This is a genomic window from Apilactobacillus ozensis DSM 23829 = JCM 17196, assembly GCF_001435995.1.
Lineage (GTDB): Bacteria > Bacillota > Bacilli > Lactobacillales > Lactobacillaceae > Apilactobacillus > Apilactobacillus ozensis.
The window spans coordinates 133,567-156,896 of sequence record NZ_AYYQ01000035.1; the positions used below are offsets into that span (position 1 = coordinate 133,567).

The 23,330-nt window shown below is 33.5% G+C and carries 21 protein-coding genes; all 21 read left to right on the plus strand.

Annotation, left to right across the window (positions count from 1 at the left end):
* The first annotated feature begins 112 nt into the window (after positions 1-112).
* Positions 113-853 (plus strand): 30S ribosomal protein S2, encoded by a 741-nt coding sequence (rpsB, locus tag FD06_RS06135; protein ID WP_054656952.1) that lies wholly within the window; start codon positions 113-115, stop codon positions 851-853.
* A gap of 124 nt (positions 854-977) precedes the next feature.
* Positions 978-1,853 (plus strand): translation elongation factor Ts, encoded by an 876-nt coding sequence (gene tsf / locus FD06_RS06140; protein ID WP_056966784.1) that lies wholly within the window; start codon positions 978-980, stop codon positions 1,851-1,853.
* Positions 1,854-1,977: 124 nt separating this feature from the next.
* Positions 1,978-2,700, plus strand: coding sequence for a UMP kinase (pyrH, locus tag FD06_RS06145; protein WP_056966786.1), 723 nt, complete (start codon positions 1,978-1,980; stop codon positions 2,698-2,700).
* A 4-nt stretch (positions 2,701-2,704) separates the two neighbouring features.
* Entirely contained in the window at positions 2,705-3,265 is a 561-nt protein-coding gene (gene frr / locus FD06_RS06150) for a ribosome recycling factor (RefSeq protein ID WP_056966788.1), read from the plus strand.
* Positions 3,266-3,295: 30 nt separating this feature from the next.
* Positions 3,296-3,694: a hypothetical protein gene (locus FD06_RS06155; protein WP_056966790.1), complete on the plus strand. Its 399-nt coding sequence runs from the start codon at positions 3,296-3,298 to the stop codon at positions 3,692-3,694.
* A gap of 64 nt (positions 3,695-3,758) precedes the next feature.
* The gene (locus FD06_RS06160) at positions 3,759-4,514 is read left to right on the plus strand and encodes an isoprenyl transferase (RefSeq protein ID WP_056966792.1); all 756 of its coding nucleotides are present in this window, start codon (positions 3,759-3,761) and stop codon (positions 4,512-4,514) included.
* A 30-nt stretch (positions 4,515-4,544) separates the two neighbouring features.
* The gene (locus FD06_RS06165; RefSeq protein ID WP_054656950.1) at positions 4,545-5,333 is read left to right on the plus strand and encodes a phosphatidate cytidylyltransferase; all 789 of its coding nucleotides are present in this window, start codon (positions 4,545-4,547) and stop codon (positions 5,331-5,333) included.
* Between the two features lie 25 nt (positions 5,334-5,358).
* On the plus strand, positions 5,359-6,636 hold the full coding sequence (gene rseP / locus FD06_RS06170) for an RIP metalloprotease RseP (RefSeq protein WP_056966793.1): 1,278 nt from the start codon (positions 5,359-5,361) through the stop codon (positions 6,634-6,636).
* Between the two features lie 24 nt (positions 6,637-6,660).
* Positions 6,661-8,370: a proline--tRNA ligase gene (locus FD06_RS06175; protein WP_056966796.1), complete on the plus strand. Its 1,710-nt coding sequence runs from the start codon at positions 6,661-6,663 to the stop codon at positions 8,368-8,370.
* 68 nt (positions 8,371-8,438) lie between these two features.
* A complete protein-coding gene (locus FD06_RS06180; RefSeq protein WP_056966797.1) occupies positions 8,439-12,755 on the plus strand; it encodes a PolC-type DNA polymerase III in 4,317 nt (1,438 codons plus the stop codon).
* A gap of 118 nt (positions 12,756-12,873) precedes the next feature.
* Positions 12,874-13,350 carry a ribosome maturation factor RimP gene (gene rimP / locus FD06_RS06185; RefSeq protein WP_056966799.1) on the plus strand — a complete coding sequence of 159 codons (477 nt, stop codon included), beginning with the start codon at positions 12,874-12,876 and terminating at the stop codon, positions 13,348-13,350.
* Positions 13,351-13,361: 11 nt separating this feature from the next.
* On the plus strand, positions 13,362-14,432 hold the full coding sequence (gene nusA / locus FD06_RS06190; protein WP_056966801.1) for a transcription termination factor NusA: 1,071 nt from the start codon (positions 13,362-13,364) through the stop codon (positions 14,430-14,432).
* Between the two features lie 36 nt (positions 14,433-14,468).
* Positions 14,469-14,768 carry an RNase P modulator RnpM gene (gene rnpM / locus FD06_RS06195; protein WP_056966803.1) on the plus strand — a complete coding sequence of 100 codons (300 nt, stop codon included), beginning with the start codon at positions 14,469-14,471 and terminating at the stop codon, positions 14,766-14,768.
* On the plus strand, positions 14,758-15,090 hold the full coding sequence (locus tag FD06_RS06200; protein WP_056966805.1) for a ribosomal L7Ae/L30e/S12e/Gadd45 family protein: 333 nt from the start codon (positions 14,758-14,760) through the stop codon (positions 15,088-15,090). Before rnpM ends, FD06_RS06200 begins: the two co-directional genes overlap by 11 nt.
* 4 nt (positions 15,091-15,094) lie before the next feature.
* Entirely contained in the window at positions 15,095-17,353 is a 2,259-nt protein-coding gene (infB, locus tag FD06_RS06205) for a translation initiation factor IF-2 (protein ID WP_056966807.1), read from the plus strand.
* Between the two features lie 28 nt (positions 17,354-17,381).
* The gene (gene rbfA / locus FD06_RS06210) at positions 17,382-17,738 is read left to right on the plus strand and encodes a 30S ribosome-binding factor RbfA (protein ID WP_054656948.1); all 357 of its coding nucleotides are present in this window, start codon (positions 17,382-17,384) and stop codon (positions 17,736-17,738) included.
* A gap of 93 nt (positions 17,739-17,831) precedes the next feature.
* Positions 17,832-18,746, plus strand: a complete 915-nt coding sequence (truB, locus tag FD06_RS06215; protein WP_056966809.1) for a tRNA pseudouridine(55) synthase TruB — start codon at positions 17,832-17,834, stop codon at positions 18,744-18,746.
* 12 nt (positions 18,747-18,758) lie between these two features.
* Positions 18,759-19,700, plus strand: coding sequence for a riboflavin biosynthesis protein RibF (gene ribF / locus FD06_RS06220; protein ID WP_056966810.1), 942 nt, complete (start codon positions 18,759-18,761; stop codon positions 19,698-19,700).
* 102 nt (positions 19,701-19,802) lie between these two features.
* Positions 19,803-20,840, plus strand: coding sequence for a heat-inducible transcriptional repressor HrcA (hrcA, locus tag FD06_RS06225; protein WP_082605333.1), 1,038 nt, complete (start codon positions 19,803-19,805; stop codon positions 20,838-20,840).
* 15 nt (positions 20,841-20,855) lie between these two features.
* On the plus strand, positions 20,856-21,434 hold the full coding sequence (grpE, locus tag FD06_RS06230) for a nucleotide exchange factor GrpE (RefSeq protein WP_056966813.1): 579 nt from the start codon (positions 20,856-20,858) through the stop codon (positions 21,432-21,434).
* A 24-nt stretch (positions 21,435-21,458) separates the two neighbouring features.
* The gene (gene dnaK / locus FD06_RS06235) at positions 21,459-23,315 is read left to right on the plus strand and encodes a molecular chaperone DnaK (RefSeq protein WP_054656944.1); all 1,857 of its coding nucleotides are present in this window, start codon (positions 21,459-21,461) and stop codon (positions 23,313-23,315) included.
* Positions 23,316-23,330: the final 15 nt, after the last annotated feature.

A 23,330-nucleotide genomic window follows, 5' to 3' on the forward strand; every position in this document is an offset into this window, starting at 1 on the left:
GGTATTAATAAATATCAATTCACACCTGTAGTGATAGTTAAGATAGTGCTGAATAAGTTTCTTATCTACATGACCTGCGGGGAGGAAAAAACTAATTTGGAGGACTAATAACATGTCTGTTATTTCTATGAAACAATTATTAGAAGCCGGTGTTCACTTTGGACACCAAACTCGTCGTTGGAACCCTAAGATGGCTAAATACATCTTTACTCAACGTAATGGTATCTACATCATCGATTTACAAAAAACTGTAAAGATGGCTGATGATGCTTACAACTACATGAAAGATGAAGCTGCTAAGGGTGCTGTTGTACTTTTTGTTGGTACTAAAAAACAAGCTCAAGATTCCATCGAAGAAGAAGCTAAAAGAGCTGGCCAATACTACGTTAACCATCGTTGGTTAGGTGGTACTTTAACTAACTGGGATACAATTCAAAGTCGTATCAAGTACTTAAAAGACCTTAAGAAGATGGCCGAAGATGGTACTTTTGAACGTTTACCTAAAAAAGAAGTTTCCTTACTTAAAAAGAAAACTGCTAAATTAGAAAAATTCTTAGGTGGTATCGAAGATATGCCTAAGATTCCTGATGTTATGTTTATTGTAGACCCTCGTAAAGAACAATTAGCTGTTAACGAAGCACACAAATTAAACATTCCAATTGTTGCCATGGTTGATACTAACACTGATCCTGATGATATCGATGTTATTATCCCATCAAATGATGATGCTATTCGTGCTGTTCGTTTGATTACTTCTAAGATGGCTGATGCTATTGTTGAAGGTAACCAAGGTGAAGAACAAGTTGACGAAAACACCTTCAAAGAAGAAGATAACGAAAGTGAAAACAAATAATTATCTAAATAGTATTTGTTAAACACTTAGGCTGACTTATGTTTTTAGACCGGAAAAGGCCTGGGCTAAGTCAGCCTTTTATAATATTTTTGTTTATTGTATAAAGATAAGGAGGCCATTAATTATGGCAAAAATAACTGCTGCTCAAGTAAAACAACTACGTGACAAGACTAGTGTTGGTATGATGGATGCTAAAAAAGCTTTAGTTGCTTCTGATGGTGACGAACAAAAAGCACTTGATTACTTACGTGAAAAAGGTATTGCAAAGGCTCAAAAGAAGAGTGACCGTGTTGCAGCTGCTGGTTTAACTAGAATTGCTGTTGATGGTGACACTGCTGCTATTGTTGAAGTTAATGCTGAAACAGATTTCGTTGCTGGTAATGATGATTTTATTCAATTAGTAGAACTAATTGCTAACAAAATTGTTCAAGAAAAACCTGCTGATGTTGAAGCCGCTTTACAATTAAAGACTGATAAGGGTACAGTTAATGATACTATCATTAACACTACTCAAATCACTGGTGAAAAAATCACTTTACGTCGTTTCCAAATCTTCAACAAATCTGAAAACGAACACTTTGGTGCATACTTACACAACGGTGGTTTAATTGGTGCTTTAGTACTTATTGATGGTGCTGATGATGAAACTGCAAAACACGTTGCTATGCATACTGCAGCAGCTCATCCTGAATACTTGGACCGCAATTCTGTTCCTCAAGACCGTTTGGAACACGAAAAAGAAGTTCTTAAGAAAGAAGCCTTGAATGAGGGTAAACCAGAAAATATTGTTGAAAAAATGGTTGAAGGTAGACTTAACAAGTTCTTATCAGGAATTAGTTTAGCTGACCAAGACTTTGTTATGGATTCTGACCAAACAGTTTCTCAATACGTTGCTTCTAAGGGTGGTAAACTAAAGGATTACGCTCGTTACGAAGTTGGAGAAGGTATTGAAAAACAAGAAACTAACTTTGCTGATGAAGTTAAAGAACAAATGAAATAATTCATTTAAAAAAAGATGTGCGTGGCACGTCTTTTTTTGTATCTTTATATGGTAATAAACTATCGTTGTTTTATATATTATGCTAAAATTATAATTAATAAACAACATCCTGGGAGGAACATTGATGTCAGACTTGAAATATAAACGTATCGTTTTAAAGCTAAGCGGAGAAGCTTTGGCTGGCAATCAAGGATTTGGAATCAATCCGCCAGTTATTAAAAAAATTGCTGAAGAAGTCAAAGATATTTATGACTTAGGTATACAAATTGCCATCGTCGTAGGTGGTGGTAACATGTGGCGCGGAATTGCTGGTTCGCAAATGGGTATGGAAAGAACTCAAGCAGATTACATTGGAATGCTTGCTACCATTATGAATGGTCTAGCATTACAAGATAATTTGGAGTCCTTAAATGTACCTACAAGAGTGCAAACATCAATTGAAATGCGTCAAATTGCTGAACCATACATTCGTAGAAAAGCGGTTCGTCATCTAGAAAAGAATCGTGTAGTTATTTTTTCAGGTGGAACTGGGAATCCTTATTTTTCTACTGACACTACTTCAGCACTTAGAGCTGCAGAAATACATGCCGATGCAATTCTAATGGCTAAAAATGGGGTAGATGGAATTTATTCAGATGATCCTAATAAGAATCCAAACGCTGTAAAGTATGATGAATTAACTCAAATGGATATTATTAATAAAGGATTAAAAGTTATGGACTCCACAGCAAGTACATTGTCTATGGATAATAGCATTCCTTTAGTTGTATTTAATTTAAATAAATCTGGTAACATAAAAAAAGTTGTTCAAGGTGAACACATTGGAACAACAGTGAAAGGAAAATAAATTTATGAACTCAAATGAAATAATTAGCTCATCTAAAGATAGAATGGGTAAAGCTGAACAAGCTTTAAAAAGAGAACTAAGCACCATTAGAGCTGGACATGCAAATGCTAGCTTATTAAATAATGTAACAGTGAGTTATTACGGCGCTGACACACCATTAAACCAAATTGCTTCTATAACTATTCCTGAACCACGTGTAATTATGGTGACACCTTACGATAAAAGTGCTTTGGATAATATTGAAAAAGGTATTTTGGAAGCTAACATTGGAATTAATCCAGCTAACGATGGTGACAACATTCGTTTAGTAGTACCTCAACTAACTGAGGAACGAAGAAAAGAAATCGCAAAGCAAGTAAAGGCAACTGGTGAACAAAGCAAGGTTGCGGTTAGAAATGTTAGACGCGATTCAATGGATTCAGTTAAAAAAGGTAATAAAAATGATGACTTTACTGATGATGAAGCTCATCGTTTAGAAGATGAAATTCAAAAAATCACAGATGCATCAATTAAAAATGTTGAACAAATCGTTGCTGATAAAGAAAAAGAAGTAATGAACGGTTAATAAATTTATTTATATAGGAGTTTTTATTTTATGGCAGAACAAGAGATAACACCTGGAACTAAAGAATTTGAAAAAATGATTTTTAAACTAGATAAACCCTTAACTGGTAAAAATCTACAAGCATTATCATACAATGGTAACCAACTTAGAGAAATACAAGATGGTATTTATGTTATGCCAGTTTTTGTTGCTGATGACTTTAATATGTTTTTTGTAGTTTCTCAACTTATTGAAGAAGACTGGATTATGGCATTTACTCAAGCAACTATCGAAAATGACAATGAAATTACAGACTTAAGCGATCCAATTCCTACTGGAGAAGGTTTAAATATGTTAGGTTCACGCAGCGCTGCTGATGCTAACCAATTATTAAAATACTTCAATACCTTAGCTGAAACAAAACGTGGAGAATGGAGATTAATCCAATAATTTATTTTTATATTTTATAAAGGATGAGATTATTCTCATCCTTTATTATTTTTAAAGTGGTGAAATGATGTTTAAATCAAAAAATGTTGAAAGTTTTAAGATAGATAATAATAATATTCCCAAACATGTTGCAATTATTATGGACGGTAATGGTAGATGGGCTAAAGCACGTCACATGCCTAGAATTGCTGGACATAAGAAAGGGATGAATACTGTTAAGACTATTACTAAGGCCGCTTCAGCTTTAGGAATTAAGGTTTTAACTTTATATGCTTTTTCTACTGAAAACTGGCGTCGACCAGATAAAGAAGTTAACTATTTAATGGGATTACCTAGTAAATTTTTTAATGACTTTATTCCGGATTTAATAGCTAATAATGTTAAAGTTCAAGTTATGGGTTACATTAACCAACTTCCTGAACAAACACAACAAGCAGTAAAAAAAGCAATCGAAGCCACCGCTAATTGTGATGGAATGATTTTAAATTTTGCCTTGAACTACGGTGCTCAAGATGAAATAGTTACATCTATTCAAAAGATAGCCCGTTTGGTTAAAAATAATGAAATAGATATCGATGATATTTCTAAAGAAACGGTACAAAATAATTTAATGACCACTAACTTAGGTAAATTAGCCAATCCAGATTTGCTAATTAGAACTAGTGGTGAAAAAAGATTGTCTAACTTTTTACTTTGGCAAGTTGCATATAGTGAATTTGTCTTTAGAAATGAAAATTGGCCAGACTTTGATGCTGAAATACTGTCCGATTGCATATTAGAATATCAAAATAGACATCGCCGATTTGGTGGATTAAAATAGTTAATTAAATATATAGGAGATATATAGATTATGAAACAAAGAGTTTTAACTGCTGTAATAGCTTTGATTATTTTTGTTCCGATAGTTATTGCTGGTGGAATATTTGTAGATATTGCTGGTATATTTTTAGGTTTAGTAGCAATGTCTGAAATATTAATTATGAAGAAGAAACTATTAGTTTCTCCAGAAGCTTTTCTATCATGGATAGGAGTATTCTTAGTAATTGTTCCGGCTACCTGGTTATTTAGCACCTTCAATATTGCTAATCCTTCTTTTTGGATTTATTTGGTGGCAATGCTTTTTTTACTCAGAACTGTTGTTACCAAAAATACTTTTTCATTTGATGATGCAGCAGTGCTTTTCTTAGCTATGTTTTATGTTGGAAATGGTTTCCATTACTTCATTGCGGCAAGAAATGCTGGATTATCAGTTTTATTTTATGCCTTATTGATTGTTTGGATGACTGATAGTGGTGCATATCTAATTGGTCGTAAAATTGGTAAACATAAATTAGCTCCAAATGTTAGTCCTAATAAAACTTGGGAAGGATCGGTTGGAGGATCTATAATTGCTACAATTGTTGGGGTATTATGGATTTGCATTTATCCAATTGCTGGTTTTAATATTTTTGAAATGTTGATTATTACGGTCGTTCTTTCAATTGCTGGTCAATTTGGTGATTTAGTAGAATCGGCTCTAAAGAGATATTATCGAGTGAAGGACTCTGGGAAAATTTTACCGGGGCACGGTGGAATTTTAGACCGCTTTGATAGTCTAATTTTTATATTACCGTTATTACATTTATTTGGAATCATTTAAGGTTCTTTATTAAGGAGGAATGCTTTTGATTACTACGATAATTTCATTTATTATAGTTTTTGGTTTATTAGTAATTGTGCATGAGTTTGGACATTTCATTGTAGCTAAAAAATCAGGAATTATGGTACGTGAGTTTTCAATAGGAATGGGTCCTAAAATTTTTTATTACCGTAAGAATAATACTACTTACACTTGGCGATTATTACCACTAGGTGGGTATGTTAGGATGGCAGGTAGTGCTGATAATGAGTCCCAAGAAATTAAGCCTGGCACGCCTATCAGTTTGAAATTTAATAGTGACAACAATGAAGTTATTTCCATTAATACAAGTCATAAACAAACACTATTCAATGGAGTACCCTTGACGGTTACTAAGGCAGATTTAGAAAAAGATTTGTTCATTGAAGGTTTTGAGAATGCTGACGAAAGCGAAAAAAAGACTTTTAAAGTAAATCATGATGCAACAATTATTGAAGAAGATGGAACTGAAGTTCAAATTGCTCCAGAAGATGTTCAGTTTCAAAATGCTCCACTGTTTAGAAGAATTTTAACTAATTTTGCTGGAGTTTTTAATAATGTTTTGCTTGCAATCGTAGCTTTTACGGTCGTTTCTTTCATGCAAGGTGGCGTTTCTAGTTATACTAATAAGGTAAATTTAGCCTCTAACGATTCAATAGCTGCCAAAGCAGGTTTACAAAATAATGACAAAATACTAAAGATTAACGATGCTAAGGTTAATAACTGGTATGATTTAACTAAACAAATTCAAGCTAAACCCAATCAGAAAATTGCTTTAGATGTAGAGAGAAATAACCAAAGTCGTAAAATTAATTTAAAAACTGGTAGTTCCGAATACAATAACAAAAAAGTGGGTGTAATTGGAATTACGCAAACCACTGATAATTCATTTACAGCTAAAATAACTTCTGGATTTACACAAACTTGGCGAATGACAACTACTTTAGTGTCGGCACTATATTATATGATTGTTGGACACTTTAGTTTAAATGACTTAGGAGGTCCAGTGGCCATATTTGCTAGTACGTCACAGGCAGCCAAATTAGGAGTTTTAGGAGTCGTTAATTTACTTGCGTTTTTATCTATAAATTTGGCGATTATGAACTTAATACCAATTCCAGCTTTAGATGGTGGTAAAATATTATTGAACATAATTGAAGCCATTAGAAGAAAACCAGTTTCAGAAAAGGTAGAAACCATTATTACTGTAGTTGGAGCGGTGTTCTTACTAATATTAATGCTACTAGTTACTTTCAACGATATACAAAGATATTTTATAAGGTAATATATTTCTTTTAAGGAGATTCATATGAAACAATCAAAAATTTTAATGCCTACATTAAAAGAAGCACCAAAGGGTGCAGAGGCTTTAAGTCATCAGTTAATGCTTAGAGCAGGATACATTAAACAAATTTCAGCAGGTATGTACGCTTATTTGCCATTAGCATATCGAGTTATTTCAAAGATTGAAAAAATTATTCGTCAAGAAATGGATAAAATTGATGCTAATGAAACTTTAGTTCCTGCTATCTTACCCGCAAAATTATGGGAAGACTCAGGACGTTTAGCTACTTATGGTCCTGAATTGTTTAAACTAAAGAATCGTCATGATACTGACTTTATACTAGGTCCTACACATGAGGAAACATACACAACAATTATTAAGGATTCAATCAAATCTTACAAAAAATTACCATTAGTTTTATATCAAATCCAACCCAAGTATCGTGATGAAGATCGCCCTAGATATGGTTTGCTACGTTGTCGTGAATTCTTGATGAAGGATGCTTATTCATTTTCAATCAACGATGACGATTTAGACCGCATCTACAAGGATATGAAGAAAGCTTATGAAAACATCTTTAATCAAGTTGGTCTAAAATACCGTAGTATTATTGGTGACGGTGGCGCAATGGGGGGCTCGGATTCCACTGAATTTTCTGCCCCAGCTGCAGTGGGTGAAGATACAATCGTATACTCTAATGAAGGTGATTACGCTGCCAATATTGAGATGGCAACTAGTAAGTACACTGGTGAAAAGTCATCTGAAGTAGCTAAAGATATTGCAAAAATATCTACACCTGATGTGGAATCTATTGAAGATGATGTTAACTTATTAGATACTGATGCACAGCACGTCATTAAAAGTATTTTGTTCATTGCTGATGGTAATCCAGTGTTGGTAGCTTTACGTGGCGACCATGAGATTAACGAAGTAAAAGTTAAAAATTATCTAAAAGCTGATGAATTAGATTTAGCTTCGACTGATGATATTCAAAAATACATGCACACCACTAGAGGTTACGTAGGTCCCGTTAATTTAGACGATTCAATAAAGTTACTAGCCGATAACTATGTTAAAGATATGGTTAATGTTTACAGCGGTGCTAACGAAGATGGTTATCATTTTGCAAATGTTAATCCTGAACGTGATTTTAATGATGTTAGTTATGGTGACTTTAGAATGGTTGAAGAAGGAGAAATTTCTCCAGATGGTTCCGGAGTACTGAGCTTTACTCGCGGAATTGAAATTGGTCATATCTTTAAGTTAGGCACTAGATATTCTAAAGCATTGAATGCTAACGTTTTAGATGAAAATGGACGTGAAGTACCCGTTGTGATGGGATGTTATGGAATTGGAATTAGTCGTTTACTTACAGCGATTGCTGAACAACAAGCTGATGAAAATGGACTCATTTGGCCAAAAGAAATTGCACCTTTTGACATCCATGTCATTCCAGTAAATGCTAAAAAAGCTGATCAAATGGATTTAGCAAATGAGATTAATGATGATTTAACTCAATCAGGATATCAAGTGTTGGTTGATGACCGTAAAGAACGTGCGGGAGTTAAGTTTGCTGATTCAGATTTAATTGGAATTCCAATTAGAGTAACAGTTGGTAAAAAAGCTTCAGAAGGTATTGTTGAAATTAAAATTCGTAAGAGTGGCGAAACTATTGAAGTGAAAAAAGAAGAATTGAAAAATACAATTGAAATTTTACTTAAGGATGTTCAATAGCAATAAAAAAGACCAGTGAAAGATGTAACTGGTCTTTTTTAATCTTTGATTAGGAGGGCTTAAAATTAATGGATAACCCTGATTTGTTTATTAAATTGCTAAACCAACTTCAGATGACAGATTCAGTTAGTGATGAAGATTTTAAAAGTGGTTTAATTGATGAAATTAATGTTCATGAAAAATCTAACTGTTGGGATTTTTTAATAAGTTTAAATAACATTTTGCCATATAAAAAATTTATCGACTTTTATAGTCGTATGCAGGCTACTTTTAGTCCAATTGCCAAAACCAATTTATTTATAAAGACCAGGAATAATAACTTTAATAACAAACTGCTTGGCGAATATTGGATTTGGATTATTAAAAATAGTGGAGTTTCAACTTCTTTAATTCAAACTTTATTAAATTCAGAACCACCTAAGTTGATAGAATCTAAGGTTGAATATGTAGCTGAAAATGAAATTGTTAAAAACTTTTTGGTTCAAAAAGCTTTAGGACCAATTGAAGAAATGTATGCTCAACTAGGTTTTCCTAAGTTTCATATTAATATTAGAGTTGATAATACAGCATCACAAGAAAAAATAAATGAATTTAGGCAAAAAAAAGAAATGGATGATGCTAAGTTAGCTCAAAAAGCAGTTGAAGCGATAAAAGATGCTAATCAAAAACGTGATAACAATAAAAAAGCTGCTATTCCCAATGGAAAAGTTACGATTGGTAAAAAAATAAACAGTGATGAATCGGTTACAAAGCTAGCTGATATTTTACAAGAGGAACGCTCAGTAATTGTTAACGGGCATATTTTTGATAAAGAAATTAGGGAATTACGTTCTGGTAGACAATTAATGATTTTAAAAATTACTGATTATAGTTCTTCTATTGTAGTAAAGAAATTTTCTAACAACGATGAAGATAAAAATCAATTTGCTGCCTTACAAGAAGGTGAATGGATAAAAGTTAGGGGAAGTGTACAAGAAGATAATTATACCCATGAACTAACTTTAAATGCATACGATATTAATCCTTTGCAGCATGAAGAACGTCATGATAATGCTGATGAAAAACGTATTGAATTACATCTGCATACTCAAATGAGTCAGATGGATGCAACTAATAGTATTGATGACTTTGTTAAGCGAGCTAAAGATTGGGGACATCCAGCAATTGCTATCACTGACCATAGTGCTATTCAAGGCTTTCCCTTTGCGTATAAAGCAGCTAAAAAAAATGACATTAAGATGCTGTATGGTGTTGAAGCTAATGTGGTCGATGACGGTGTCCCAATTTCATTTAATAATGATGGTCGTGAACTATTAGGTGCTACCTATGTAGTTTTTGATGTTGAAACAACTGGATTATCAGCGATTTATGATCGAGTTATCGAATTATCAGCCGTTAAAATGGTGCATAATAATGTTGTTAATCAGTTTGAAGAATTTATTGACCCTGGATTTCATTTGTCAGAACAAACGACTAATTTGACTTCTATTACCGATGAAATGGTTAAAGGTTCGAAAAGTGAAGAAGAGGTTTTTAAACTATTTAGAGAATTTTGTGGAGATGCAATTGTAGTAGGTCATAATGTTACTTTTGACGTTGGGTTTATGAATACTGGATATAAGAGACATGGAATGAGTGAAATTTCTAATCCAATTATTGATACGTTACCACTTGCGAGGTTTTTATACCCACATTACAAAAGTTATCGTTTAAATACTTTAGCTAAAAAGTTTAACGTTTCTTTAGAGCATCATCACCGAGCTGTTTTTGATGCGGAAAGTACAGGTCATCTGAACTATCTATTCTTGAAAGATGCTGAAAAAAGATATGGCATTACAACGATTGACCAGTTAAATGACCATATGACTGATAATGGAGCCTATCGTCATGCTAGACCTTTTCACGCAATTTTAATGGCTAAAACACAAGTTGGTCTTAAAAATATGTTTAAACTAGTTTCTTATTCTAACGTTGATTATTTCTACCGAGTTCCTAGAATTCCTAGAAGTGTTTTAGAAAAATATCGTGATGGTATCTTAGTAGGTTCAGCGTGTGCCAATGGTGAAGTTTTTACCGCAATGATGCAAAAGGGTAAAGATGAAGCTCGCAAAAAAGCTGAATTTTACGATTATCTGGAAGTTCAGCCATCAGCTGCCTACCAACCACTAATTGATTCGCAATTAATTCATGATCAGAATCATTTAGAGGAAATAGTTAAAAATATGGTTGATTTAGGAGAAGAATTAAATAAACCAGTAGTAGCAACTGGGGATGTTCATTATTTGGACCCACATGATTATATTTATCGTAAAATTCTAATTCATTCGCAAGGTGGGGCTAATCCACTAAATCGTCAAAAATTACCAGATGTACATTTTTTAACTACTGATGAGATGTTAAAAGACTTTTCCTATCTTGGTGAAGACATAGCTAAAAAAATTGTAGTTACTAATACCAATAAAATTGCTGATGAAATTGACGACGTACATCCAGTTAAAGATAAGTTATATACTCCACATATGGATGGTGCTGAAGATAAGATAAGAGACAAGACCATGGCTACAGCCTATAAATTATATGGTAACCCCTTACCCGATATCATTGAAAAAAGACTAAAAAAAGAATTAAAAAGTATTATCGGTAATGGATTTTCAGTTATTTACCTAATTGCTCAAAGGTTAGTTGCCAAAAGTAATAAAGATGGATACTTAGTTGGTTCTAGAGGCTCAGTTGGTTCTAGTTTAGTAGCGACTATGGCTGGAATAACTGAAGTTAATCCACTTCCGCCACATTATCGTTGTCCTGAATGTAAGTATTCACATTTTTACACGAAAGGTGAATATAGTTCAGGATACGATTTACCACATAAAAAGTGTCCAAAATGTGGGACCTTAATGATTGGTGACGGGCATAATATTCCTTTTGAAACTTTCTTAGGCTTTACTGGTAATAAGGTGCCAGATATTGATTTAAATTTCTCGGGAGATTATCAACCAATTGCACATAATTATTTAAAAGTGTTGTTTGGTGAGAAAAGTGTTTATCGTGCTGGGACTATTGGTACCATTGCAGATAAGACGGCTTATGGATACGTAAAAGCCTATGAACGTGATACTGAGCAAACCTTACGAACTGCTGAAATTGATCGTTTAGCTAAGGGAGCGACTGGAGTTAAACGTACAACCGGACAACATCCCGCCGGAATCATCATTGTGCCAGATGATATGGATATTTATGATTTTACGCCGGTACAATATCCGGCTGATGACCAAAATGCAGCTTGGGAAACGACGCATTTTGATTTCCATTCTATTCATGATAATATTCTTAAAATGGATGTTTTGGGACATGATGATCCGACTATGATTAGAACACTACAAGATTTATCAGGAATTGATCCACAGTCCATACCAATGGATGATCCAGGCGTTATGTCAATTTTTTCTAAACCTGATATTTTAGGAGTAGACGAAAGACAAATTAATTCTAAAACTGGAACGCTAGGAGTTCCTGAATTCGGAACTAAATTTGTTCGTGGAATGTTGGAACAAACTCACCCAAGTAATTTTTCAGAATTGTTACAGATATCGGGACTATCACATGGTACGGATGTATGGTTAGGAAATGCTGATGAGCTAATTAAAGAAGGTAAGGCAACGATTGCGAACGTTATTGGTTGCCGTGATAATATTATGACCGATTTAATTAACTGGGGATTAGATTCAGAAACCTCATTTCAAGTTATGGAATCAGTGCGAAAGGGCCGTGGTATCACTGATGAGTGGCAATCAAAAATGCGTCAAACAAATGTTCCTAGTTGGTATATTGAATCTTGCTTAAAAATTAAATATATGTTCCCACGAGCCCATGCAGCAGCATATGTTTTAATGGCGTTAAGAGTAGCTTATTTTAAAGTTTACTTTCCACTAGTTTATTATTGTGCATACTTTTCTGTGCGTGCTGATGACTTTGATATTGTGTCTATGTGTCACGGTAAAGAAGCAGTTAAAGCTGCTATGAAAGAAATTACCGATAAGGGGAACGATGCATCTGCTAAAGAGAAAAATTTATTAACAGTTTTAGAATTAGCTAACGAGATGCTAGAGCGTGGATTTGGTTTTAAGATGATTGATTTAGATAAGTCTGATGCTTCTAAATGGTTGATTGATGGGGATAAGCTTATTGCACCATTTAGATCAGTACCAGGTCTAGGACTAAATGTTGCCAAGCAAATCGTTGCTGCACGTGAAGATAAGCCATTTATATCTAAAGAAGATTTATCTAAACGTGGTAAAGTCTCTAAAAAGTTAATTGAATTTATGGATTTAAATAATGTCTTAAAAGGTTTACCAGACGAAAATCAGCTTAGTCTGTTTGATTTTTAATTGAGAACTTTGTATTTTTATGTTACTCTAATAAGAGAGATATAGAGTACTTAAGTGAGTGAGCAGGGATGCTCACTCTTTTTATTGAACTAATATTTATAGATTAGGAGGTATTCTTTTGAGTAAAGTAATTGAAACTGTAACTCCATTATTAAAACCCATTTTAGAAAAATATGATTTTTATTTATACGACATTGAATTTGTTAGTGAAAGTGGTAGCTGGTATTTGAGAGTTTACATCGATAAAACTGGTGGTATTACAATTGAAGATTGTGCTCTAGTTTCTGATGAGTTAAGCGAGAAATTAGATAGCATTGAGCCCGATCCAATTCCACAAGCTTATTACTTAGAAGTTTCTTCGCCAGGCGCTGAACGTCCTTTGAAAAAAGATTCCGACTTTCAAAGTGCTATTGGGGATTATGTAAACGTATCACTTTATGCGCCTATTAAGGGAAATAAAGTATTTGAAGGAACTTTAAAAGATATTAAAAACGATACATTATTTATTGAATATAACGATAAAAGTGTTATGCGAACCGTTGAAATACCAAAGAGTTCAATTGCTAAAGCTAGGTTAGCAATCAAATTTGATTAAGGAGAAAAAATATGAGTAAAGAATTAGTTAGTGCTTTAAACTCTTTAGAAGAAGATAAGGGTATAAAAAAAGAAATTATTGTTGAAGCATTAGAAGCTGCACTAACTTCAGCATACAAGCGTAATTATGGACAAGCACAAAATGTTGAAGTTGAATTTGATGATAAAAAAGGCAATATTCATGTTTATGCTGTTAAAAAAGTAGTTGAAGAAGTTGCTGATAGTCGCTTGGAAGTAAGTATTAAAGATGCTTTAGAGCTTAATAAGGGTTATGAATTAGATGACGAAATTAAGTTTGAAGTAACACCAAAGAATTTTGGTAGAATTGCTGCTCAAACTGCTAAACAAGTTATTATGCAACGTGTCCGTGAAGCTGAAAGAACAATGGTTTACAATAAATTTAGCAAATATCAAGATGAATTAATTACTGGTGAAGTTGAACGCCAAGATGGTCATTTTGTATACGTTGATTTGGGACAAGTAGAAGCAGTTATGCCGGCTGGCGATCAAATTCCAGGTGAAGTCTACCGTCCACAAGACAAAGTTAAAGTTTATGTAAATAAAGTAGAAGATGCCACTAAGGGACCACAAGTATTTGTTAGTCGTACTTCACCAGGTTTGTTAAAACGATTATTTGAAGAAGAAGTCCCAGAAATTTATGATGGTACCGTTGAAATTGTTTCAATCGCCAGAGAAGCTGGTGATAGAGCTAAGGTTTCAGTTCGTTCTAACAACCCAGATATTGATCCAGTTGGGACTACAGTTGGAACACGTGGACAAAGAGTTCAAACAATTGTAAATGAATTAAGTGGAGAAAATATGGACGTTGTTGAGTGGACAGACGATAATGCTCAATACATTGCGAATGCACTTAATCCATCAGAAGTAGTTGACGTAATCTTTGATCCAGAAAATGAACGTGCATGTACAGTCATTGTACCTGATTACCAACTATCTTTAGCAATTGGTAAAAAAGGACAAAATGCTCGTTTAGCTGCTAAATTAACTGGATATAAGATAGATATTAAATCTGAATCTGAGGTTTCTGGTAACTCATCTGATATAATTGAAGATAATGAATAATTGATGACATAATATCAATATGGGAGGAGATTGCACATGAAACGTAGAAAGATTCCTATGCGAAAAGATATTGTCACTGGCGAAATGGCTCCCAAAAAGGAACTAGTTAGAATCGTTAGAGATAAAGATAATAATGTTTCAGTTGATGAAACTGGTAAAAAATCAGGTAGAGGAGCATATTTATCAATTGATGTTGAAGTTGCTAAAAAAGCTAAGCAATCAAGAACTTTTGATAAGGTATTTTCTGTTAAGTTAGATGATGATTTTTATGATGACTTGATTGAGTACATTGATCATAAACAAGCAAGAAAGCAATTATTTGGCGATGAAAAATAATATTTTAGATCAAAAATTCCTAAATTTAATAGGAATTGCTAAAAGAGCCGGTAAAATAGTGACTGGCGAAGATATTATATTGAATTCGATTAAAAAGAATAAAGTTCATTTTCTTTTGATTGCAAGTGATACTGGTAGTTCGGTATATAAAAAATTTAACGATAAAGCTAAATTTTATAATATCCCCACTAATTGTAAATTTAATAAATCTCAGATTAGTGATGCAATTGGGATGAAAAGAACTATTTTAGGCATAGATGATTTAGGTTTTTCTAAAAAATTATCTGAATTAACAATGCAAAATAACGAAAAAGGAACGTGATGATATGGATAAAAAGAGAATTTATGAATTGTCCAAAGAAATTAGAGTGGATAGTAAGAAGATTTTAGATAAGGCAAAAGAAAAGGGCTTTGACGTCAAGAACCATATGTCAACATTAGGTGAAGATGAAGAAAAACAAATGCGTGATTTCTTTGCTAAAAACAAAAATAATCACAAAAAAAATAATTATCACAATAATAATAACCACCATAATAGCTACCACGGAAGCGTAAAAAGTAGTGGTCAAAGTCATGGTAATGATAATAAACCAAGCCATGATAAAAATACCACCAATAAAGCTAATAATAGCCATGTAAGCAATAATACTACTAACAATCATAGTAACAACGATGCTAACAAAGGTAAAAACAACAAAAAACGTTTTAATAAAAAACGTAATAAATTTAATCGTCGCAATAAATTTAGTGGTATGTATACTAAGAATCAACGTATTCGCCAAATTCATAAAGAAAATAAATCAAATCAACGAAAAGAAAGACCATTACCAGAAACTTTAGTATATTCCGTAGGTATGAATGCTCAAGAAATTGGTAAACTATTACATCGTGAACCAGCTGAAATCGTTAAGAAATTGTTCATGTTAGGAGTTATGGTTAACCAAAATGTTTCATTAGATAAAGAAACAATTGAATTATTAGCTGCTGACTATGGAATTAACGCTGAAGAAAAGCAAGAAGTTAATGTTTCTGATATTGATAAATTCTTTGAAGAAGAAAATAACAATACTAAATATCAAGAAGCTAGAGCTCCGGTAGTTACTATCATGGGACACGTTGACCACGGTAAAACTACTTTGCTTGATTATCTAAGACATTCTCATATTACTTCGGGTGAAGCTGGAGGAATTACGCAAGCTATTGGTGCATACCAAATTAAACATGATGATAAGAATATTACTTTCTTAGATACTCCTGGACATGCTGCATTTACTGAAATGAGAGCTCGTGGAGCTGATGTTACTGATATTACTATTCTAGTAGTAGCTGCTGATGACGGTGTTATGCCTCAAACCATAGAAGCTATTAATCATGCTAAAGCTGCCGAAACTCCAGTTATAGTTGCTGTTAATAAGATTGATAAACCTGGTGCAAACCCTGATCACGTTATTGAACAACTTACCGGTTATGGTCTAGTTCCTGAGGACTGGGGTGGAGATACTATTTTTGTTAAGATTTCTGCCAAAATGGGAACTAACGTTGATGAATTGTTAGACATGATTTTATTACAAGCTGATGTTATGGAACTTAAAGCTAACCCTAAACAACATGCTGCTGGTTCGGTAATTGAAGCTCGACTAGATCGTGGTCGTGGTCCTGTAGCCACTTTATTAATTCAACAAGGTACAATGCACGTTGGTGATCCAATTGTTGTTGGTGATACATTCGGACGTGTGCGTACAATGAATAATGAAAATAACAAAGAAATTGATAACGCTAAGCCATCTACCCCAGTTGAAATAACTGGTTTAAATGATGTTCCAAAGGCCGGAGATCGTTTTGTAGTATTTGATGATGAAAAGACTGCTCGTGCTGCCGGTGAAGAACGTGCCAAAGAAGCTCAAGTTGAAGAACGTAAGAAGAACAATAGTATTACTTTAGATAACTTATTTGATTCACTTAAAGAAGGTGACATGAAAGAAGTTGCTGTAATTATTAAGGCTGATGTACGTGGTTCAGTTGAAGCTATTAGTTCTAGTTTAGAAAAAATTGACGTTGAAGGTGTTAAAGTCAACATTGTTCATAGTTCAGTAGGTGCTATTAACGAAAGTGATGTTGCTTTAGCTGAAGCAAGTAATGCTATTATTATTGGATTTAACGTTAGACCAACACCACAAGCTAAGATTCAAGCAGATGCAGACAGCGTTGATATTCGTTTACACCAAGTTATTTACGATGCCATTGATGAAGTTGAATCAGCTATGAAAGGGATGCTAGCTCCTAAGTACACCGAAGAAGTTACAGGTGAAGTTGAAGTTAGACAAATCTACAAAGCATCTAAGATTGGAACTATCGCTGGTGGAATGGTAACTAGTGGTGTAGTTAAGAACGATAGTAAGCTAAGATTAATTCGTGATAACGTTGTTATTTACAGTGGTGATATTGATAGCTTGAAACGTTTCAAAGATGATGCAAAAGAAGTTAAACAAGGTTTCGAATGTGGTATTACCATTGAAAATTATAACGACATTAAAATTGGCGATGTCATCGAAGCTTATGAAATGAAACAAGTTCCTGTTAAATAGTATTTATTGCTAAGGGAGTGTAAATATCATGACACAAAATTACAGAGTTGGTAGATTAGAACAAGAAATACAACGTGAAGTAAATGATATACTGTTGAAGCGTGTTCGTGACCCGCGTGTGAACGGTGTTACAATTACTGGAGTAGATGTAACTGGTGATTTACAGCAGTCTACTATTTACTACAGTATTTTGTCTGATAAGGATAACGATGAGGAAAATACTCAAAAGGGTCTAGAAAAAGCTACTCCATTAATTCGTGGCGAACTAGGTTCTAGATTAAGTATTTATAAAACACCTGAAATTAAATTTGCCTTAGATAATTCGATTCAATATGGTAGTAAAATTGACCAATTAATTAATAAATTGAAACGTGAAGACAGATAAATAGAAAATATGAAAAGAGAGTTCGCTTTTATAACGGGCTCTCTTTTTGTGTATGATATAATTTTCAAATAAGAAGATATCTAGGAGGCAATTATGTTAAATGGAATAATACCATTATTTAAAGAACGTGGAATGACTAGTTTTGACTGTGTGAGAAAATTAAGAGGTATTCTTAAAATGAAAAAAATTGGGCATAGCGGGACTCTTGATCCGAACGTTGATGGTGTCTTACCCATTTGCTTAGGTAATGGAACTAAGGTTGTAGATTACTTAATGAATTCTGGAAAAATCTACCGTGGTAGTATTACATTAGGCTTTTCCACTACGACCGAAGACTTAGACGGCGAAGTAGTTGATCAAAAAGAATTAGTATCGCCACTAACCGATGACCAAATTAATCAGGTCTTACAAGAATTTGTACAAAAAGAACTTATTCAAATTCCACCAATTTATTCAGCCGTAAAAGTTAACGGAAAAAGATTGTATGAATATGCTAGAGAAGGCTTACCAGTTGAAAGACCAAAAAGAAAAGTTAGAATTGATTATTTTAAGCAGACAAAACCTTCCGTTTATAATCAAGATAAAAAGCAACAAACAATTTATTTTGAAGTAGGTTGTGGTAAGGGGACCTATGTTCGAACTTTAGCAGTTGATTTTGGTAAAAAAATTAACATGCCAGCGGTGATGTCTGATTTAACACGTATTAAAAGTGGTAATTTTGAAATAGAAAATACCGTAACACTGCACCAAATTGAATCAGCTGTAAAAGAAAACCAATTATCTTCTATAATTTATTCAATTGATCATGCCTTAAAAGAATTTGAACATTTTGAATTAGACGAAAAACAATGGAAAATTGTTCAAAATGGTGGTTTCTTATCGGCAAGGGTTATCAATAAAAATAATAATTATATTGTGTTAACATATGGAAATGACGTTAAGGCTTTATATTATTTCGATACAGAAAAAAATATTTATAAGCCTGAAAAAATGTTCAATGTAAATTAGGAGTTAATAATATTGAAAATAATTAAGATTCACCATCCTTTAAAAAAGGAACTAAATCTTAGTCAACCATTAGTAATAGCTATGGGATTTTTTGATGGACTACATTTGGGACATCAAAAAGTAATCAATTCAGCTAGAGAAATATCTGAAAAGAAGAATTTACCGTTGGCTGTGATAACTTATGATCATAAGCCTGAATTAGTTTATAAAAAAATGCAGGGGAATGATAAACGATACATTACGGTTTATCAAGACAAAATGCAGTTGCTAAATCAATTAGGTGTAGACTATGTTTTTTACATCAACTATAGTTATGCTTTTCAATCACAATCACCACAAATGTTTGTAGATGATTATCTTGTGCAAAATTTTAATGCCGACACCGTAGTTGCTGGATTTGACCACACTTATGGTGATAAAAATGCGGATATGGATTTATTGCCTACATATGCTAAACATCGTTTTGAAGTTGTTCAAGTAGCCCCCAATTTAATTAACAACAAAAAGATTAGCTCTACACGTATTAGACGTAATTTGGAAGATGGGCATATCGAGACGGTTAATAAACTATTAGGACGACATTTTAAAAATGATGGAGTAATTGTTCATGGATACGCGCGTGGTCGTGAACTGGGGTATCCAACTATTAATATTGATTATGATGGATTGCAGATGATGCCTTCTATTGGTGTTTACGTTACCAAAGTTAGAATTGGCAATGAATGGTTTGAAGGAATGGCTTCAATTGGTAGAAATGAAACTTTTGGAGAGAACAATCCAATCACTTTGGAAATCAACCTATTAAACTTTAATCGTAATGTTTATGGAGAAACAGTCCGTGTGGAATGGCTATATAAGATTAGAAATCAAGTTAAATTTACTGGAATTGACAATCTAATTAAACAGATGGATCAGGACAAAATCATTACTGAAAGATTTTTCAAAAATATTTGATATTATCGAGTTCAATTCTTGACTTATAAGTATCGTTTTGTTAAATTATATATGTGGTTAGCACTTAAAGTGTTTAAGTGCTAAAAAGGGGTGATTGATTTGATACTTAGTGATAGGCAAAAAATGATTTTGCGAGTTATTATAAATGACTATACATTGTCTGGTGTGCCTGTTGGTTCTAAAGTTTTATCTAATCAACTGCCGATACATGTTAGTTCTGCAACGATTAGAAACGAAATGGCTTATCTAGAGAAAATGGGCTTAATTAATAAAACTCATTCATCTTCTGGTAGAGTACCTTCAACTGAAGGATATCGTTATTACGTTGATAATTTACTAGCATCGAAACCACTTACTAACGAAGAACTATTAACGATTAAAAAGTCTTTGAATGGGAAATTTCATAAAATTGATGAAATTGTTAAACATTCAGCTGATATATTATCTAACCTTACTAGCTATACTGCTTTGACTTTGAAACCAGAGAAGGCAATGAGCAGTAAATTAGAGGGGTTTAGATTAGTACCACTTGGTAACCATCAAGTTATGGCAATTATTGTTACTGATAATCAAGATGTTGAAAATCAAATCTTTCATATTCCTGATAATGTTACAGGTAGCCAGCTTGAAGCTGTGGTGCGAGTTATTAATAGTAAGCTCGTTGGTAAACCGATTCCAGTCGTTATTAATAAGTTAAAAGATGAAATTAGGCTAGAGATTAGTAAATATATTAAATCGCCTAACGGATTTTTAGATACTTTTTATGACGTATTAAGTGAAGTAAATCGTGATAAATATTATGTTGGTGGTCAACTTAATTTACTTGATTTTGTCGATAACACTGACGTTAGTTATATAAAACCACTTTATGCATTACTTAATCGGGATGATGATGTTTATAAAATGCTTAGTAATCCTCGTGACCCTATATCGGTACAAATAAGTCCTAAAACTAATAATGACCTATTAAAGAACTATAGTGTAATTACGGGTTCTTACGATGTTGGGCCTTATGGCAAGGGAATGATAGCGATTTTGGGTCCTACGAGAATGCCATATTCTAAGATAATTAGTATTGTGAATGGATTTAGTGATGAATTGTCAAAGAAGCTATTGCAATACTATAATCATTATGACTGATAAAGGAGGATTCAAATGGCTAAAGATAAAGAAGAAAAGAATACTGATCAAAAGGTTTCATCAAAAGAGAAATCTAATTCTAAGTCAGTTAAAGATGATTCTTCCAAGAAAAAAGCTAAGACTAAGGAATTATCTCCTGAAGCTAAAAAGATTCAGGAATTAGAAAATAAAGTAGACGAACTTTCTGATAAATATTTAAGATCCGAAGCTGAAATGCAAAATATGCAAAGTCGTTTTAAACGCGAAAAAGCTAGTATGCTTAAATATGATGGTCAAAAATTAGCTTCTTCAATTTTACCGGTTATTGATAACTTGCAACGAGCGGTAGAAGTTGAGGTAGATGATGAAAGTGGTAAACAACTTAAAAAAGGTGTTGAAATGGTAATTAGCCATTTTAACAAAGCACTTGGCGAAAATGATATTGAATCAATTAATCCATTAAATGAAAAATTTGATCCAAACCTATGCCAAGCAGTTCAAACTGAGGCTGCTGATGATGAGCATCCGGCTGATACAGTAGTTAAAGTTTTACAAAAAGGATATAAATTATCTGATCGAGTTATACGTCCAGCCATGGTTGTCGTAGCTCAATAATAAAATTTAGGAGGAATTAATATTATGGCAAGTAACAAGATTATCGGAATTGACCTTGGAACAACTAACTCTGCTGTTGCTGTTCTTGAAGGTAAAGAACCAAAAATTATTACCAATCCAGAAGGTTCAAGAACTACTCCTTCTGTTGTAGCATTTAAGGATAACGAAACTCAAATTGGTGAAGTTGCAAAGCGCCAAATGATTACTAATCCAAACACTATTGCATCTATTAAGAGTCACATGGGTGAACAAAATTATACTGTTGATGTTAACGGTAAGAAATACACACCTCAACAAATTTCTGCAATGATTTTACAATACATTAAAGGTTTTGCTGAAGATTACCTAGGCGATACAGTTAGCGAAGCAGTTGTTACTGTTCCTGCTTACTTTAATGATGCTCAACGTCAAGCAACTAAAGATGCTGGTAAAATTGCTGGTCTTGATATCAAGCGTATTATCAATGAACCAACTGCTGCTGCATTGGCTTATGGACTAGACAAACAAGACAAAGATGAAAAAGTATTGGTATATGATTTAGGTGGAGGAACTTTTGATGTTTCTGTACTGGAATTAGGTGACGGTGTATTCCAAGTACTATCTACTAATGGTGATACTCATCTTGGTGGTGATGATTTCGATAAGAAAATCATGGATTGGTTAATTGAAAACTTCAAGAAAGAAAATGGTGTTGACCTATCACAAGATAAGATGGCCTTACAAAGATTGAAGGATGCTGCTGAAAAAGCTAAGAAGGACTTATCAGGTGTTTCTGAAACTGAAATCAGCTTACCATTCATTTCATCTGGTGAAAATGGACCACTTCATTTACAAACTTCATTGAGTAGATCTAAATTTAATGAATTAACTGCTGACTTAGTTGATAAGACTAGAGTTCCATTTGAAAATGCATTGAAAGATGCTGGATTACAAACTTCTGACATTGATGAAGTTATCCTAAATGGTGGTTCTACTAGAATTCCAGCTGTTCAAGAAGCTGTTAAGAACTGGACTGGTAAAGAACCTAACCACTCAATTAACCCCGATGAAGCTGTTGCTTTAGGTGCTGCTGTTCAAGGTGGAGTTCTAACTGGTGATGTTAAAGATGTTGTATTGCTTGATGTTACTCCATTATCATTAGGTATTGAAACTATGGGTGGTGTGTTCACTAAGTTAATCGATCGTAACACTACTATTCCAACTTCTAAATCACAAGTATTCTCAACTGCTGCTGACAACCAACCTGCTGTAGATATTCATGTTTTACAAGGTGAACGTCCAATGGCTGCTGATAACAAAACTTTAGGTCAATTCCAATTAACTGACATTCCTGCTGCCCCTCGTGGTGTTCCTCAAATCGAAGTTAAATTTGATATTGATAAGAATGGTATTGTTAACGTTTCTGCTAAAGACAAGGGTACTGGTAAGTCACAAAACATTACCATTAAAGATTCCAATGGTCTTTCAGATGATGAAATCAAGAAGATGATGGATGAAGCTCAAAAGAATGAAGAAGCAGATAAGAAACGTAAAGCTGAAGTTGATTTGAAGAACGAAGTTGATCAACTTATCTTCCAAACTGATAAGACTTTGAAAGAAGTTGAAGGTAAAGTATCTGAAGATGAAATCAAGAAAGCTAAAGATGCTGAAGATGCATTGAAGAAGGCCAAAGAAGACAACAACTTGGATGATATGAAAGCTAAGAAAGAAGAATTGAGCAAACAAGTTCAAGCCTTAGCAGTTAAGTTATATCAACAAAAACAAGCTGAAGGTCAAAATGGTCAAGACGCATCAGCTTCAGATGGTGACGCATCTAATAAAGATGACAGCACCGTTGATGGTGACTTCCACGAAGTAAATGATGATAAAGACAAAAAGTAATTTACGATTCGAGTA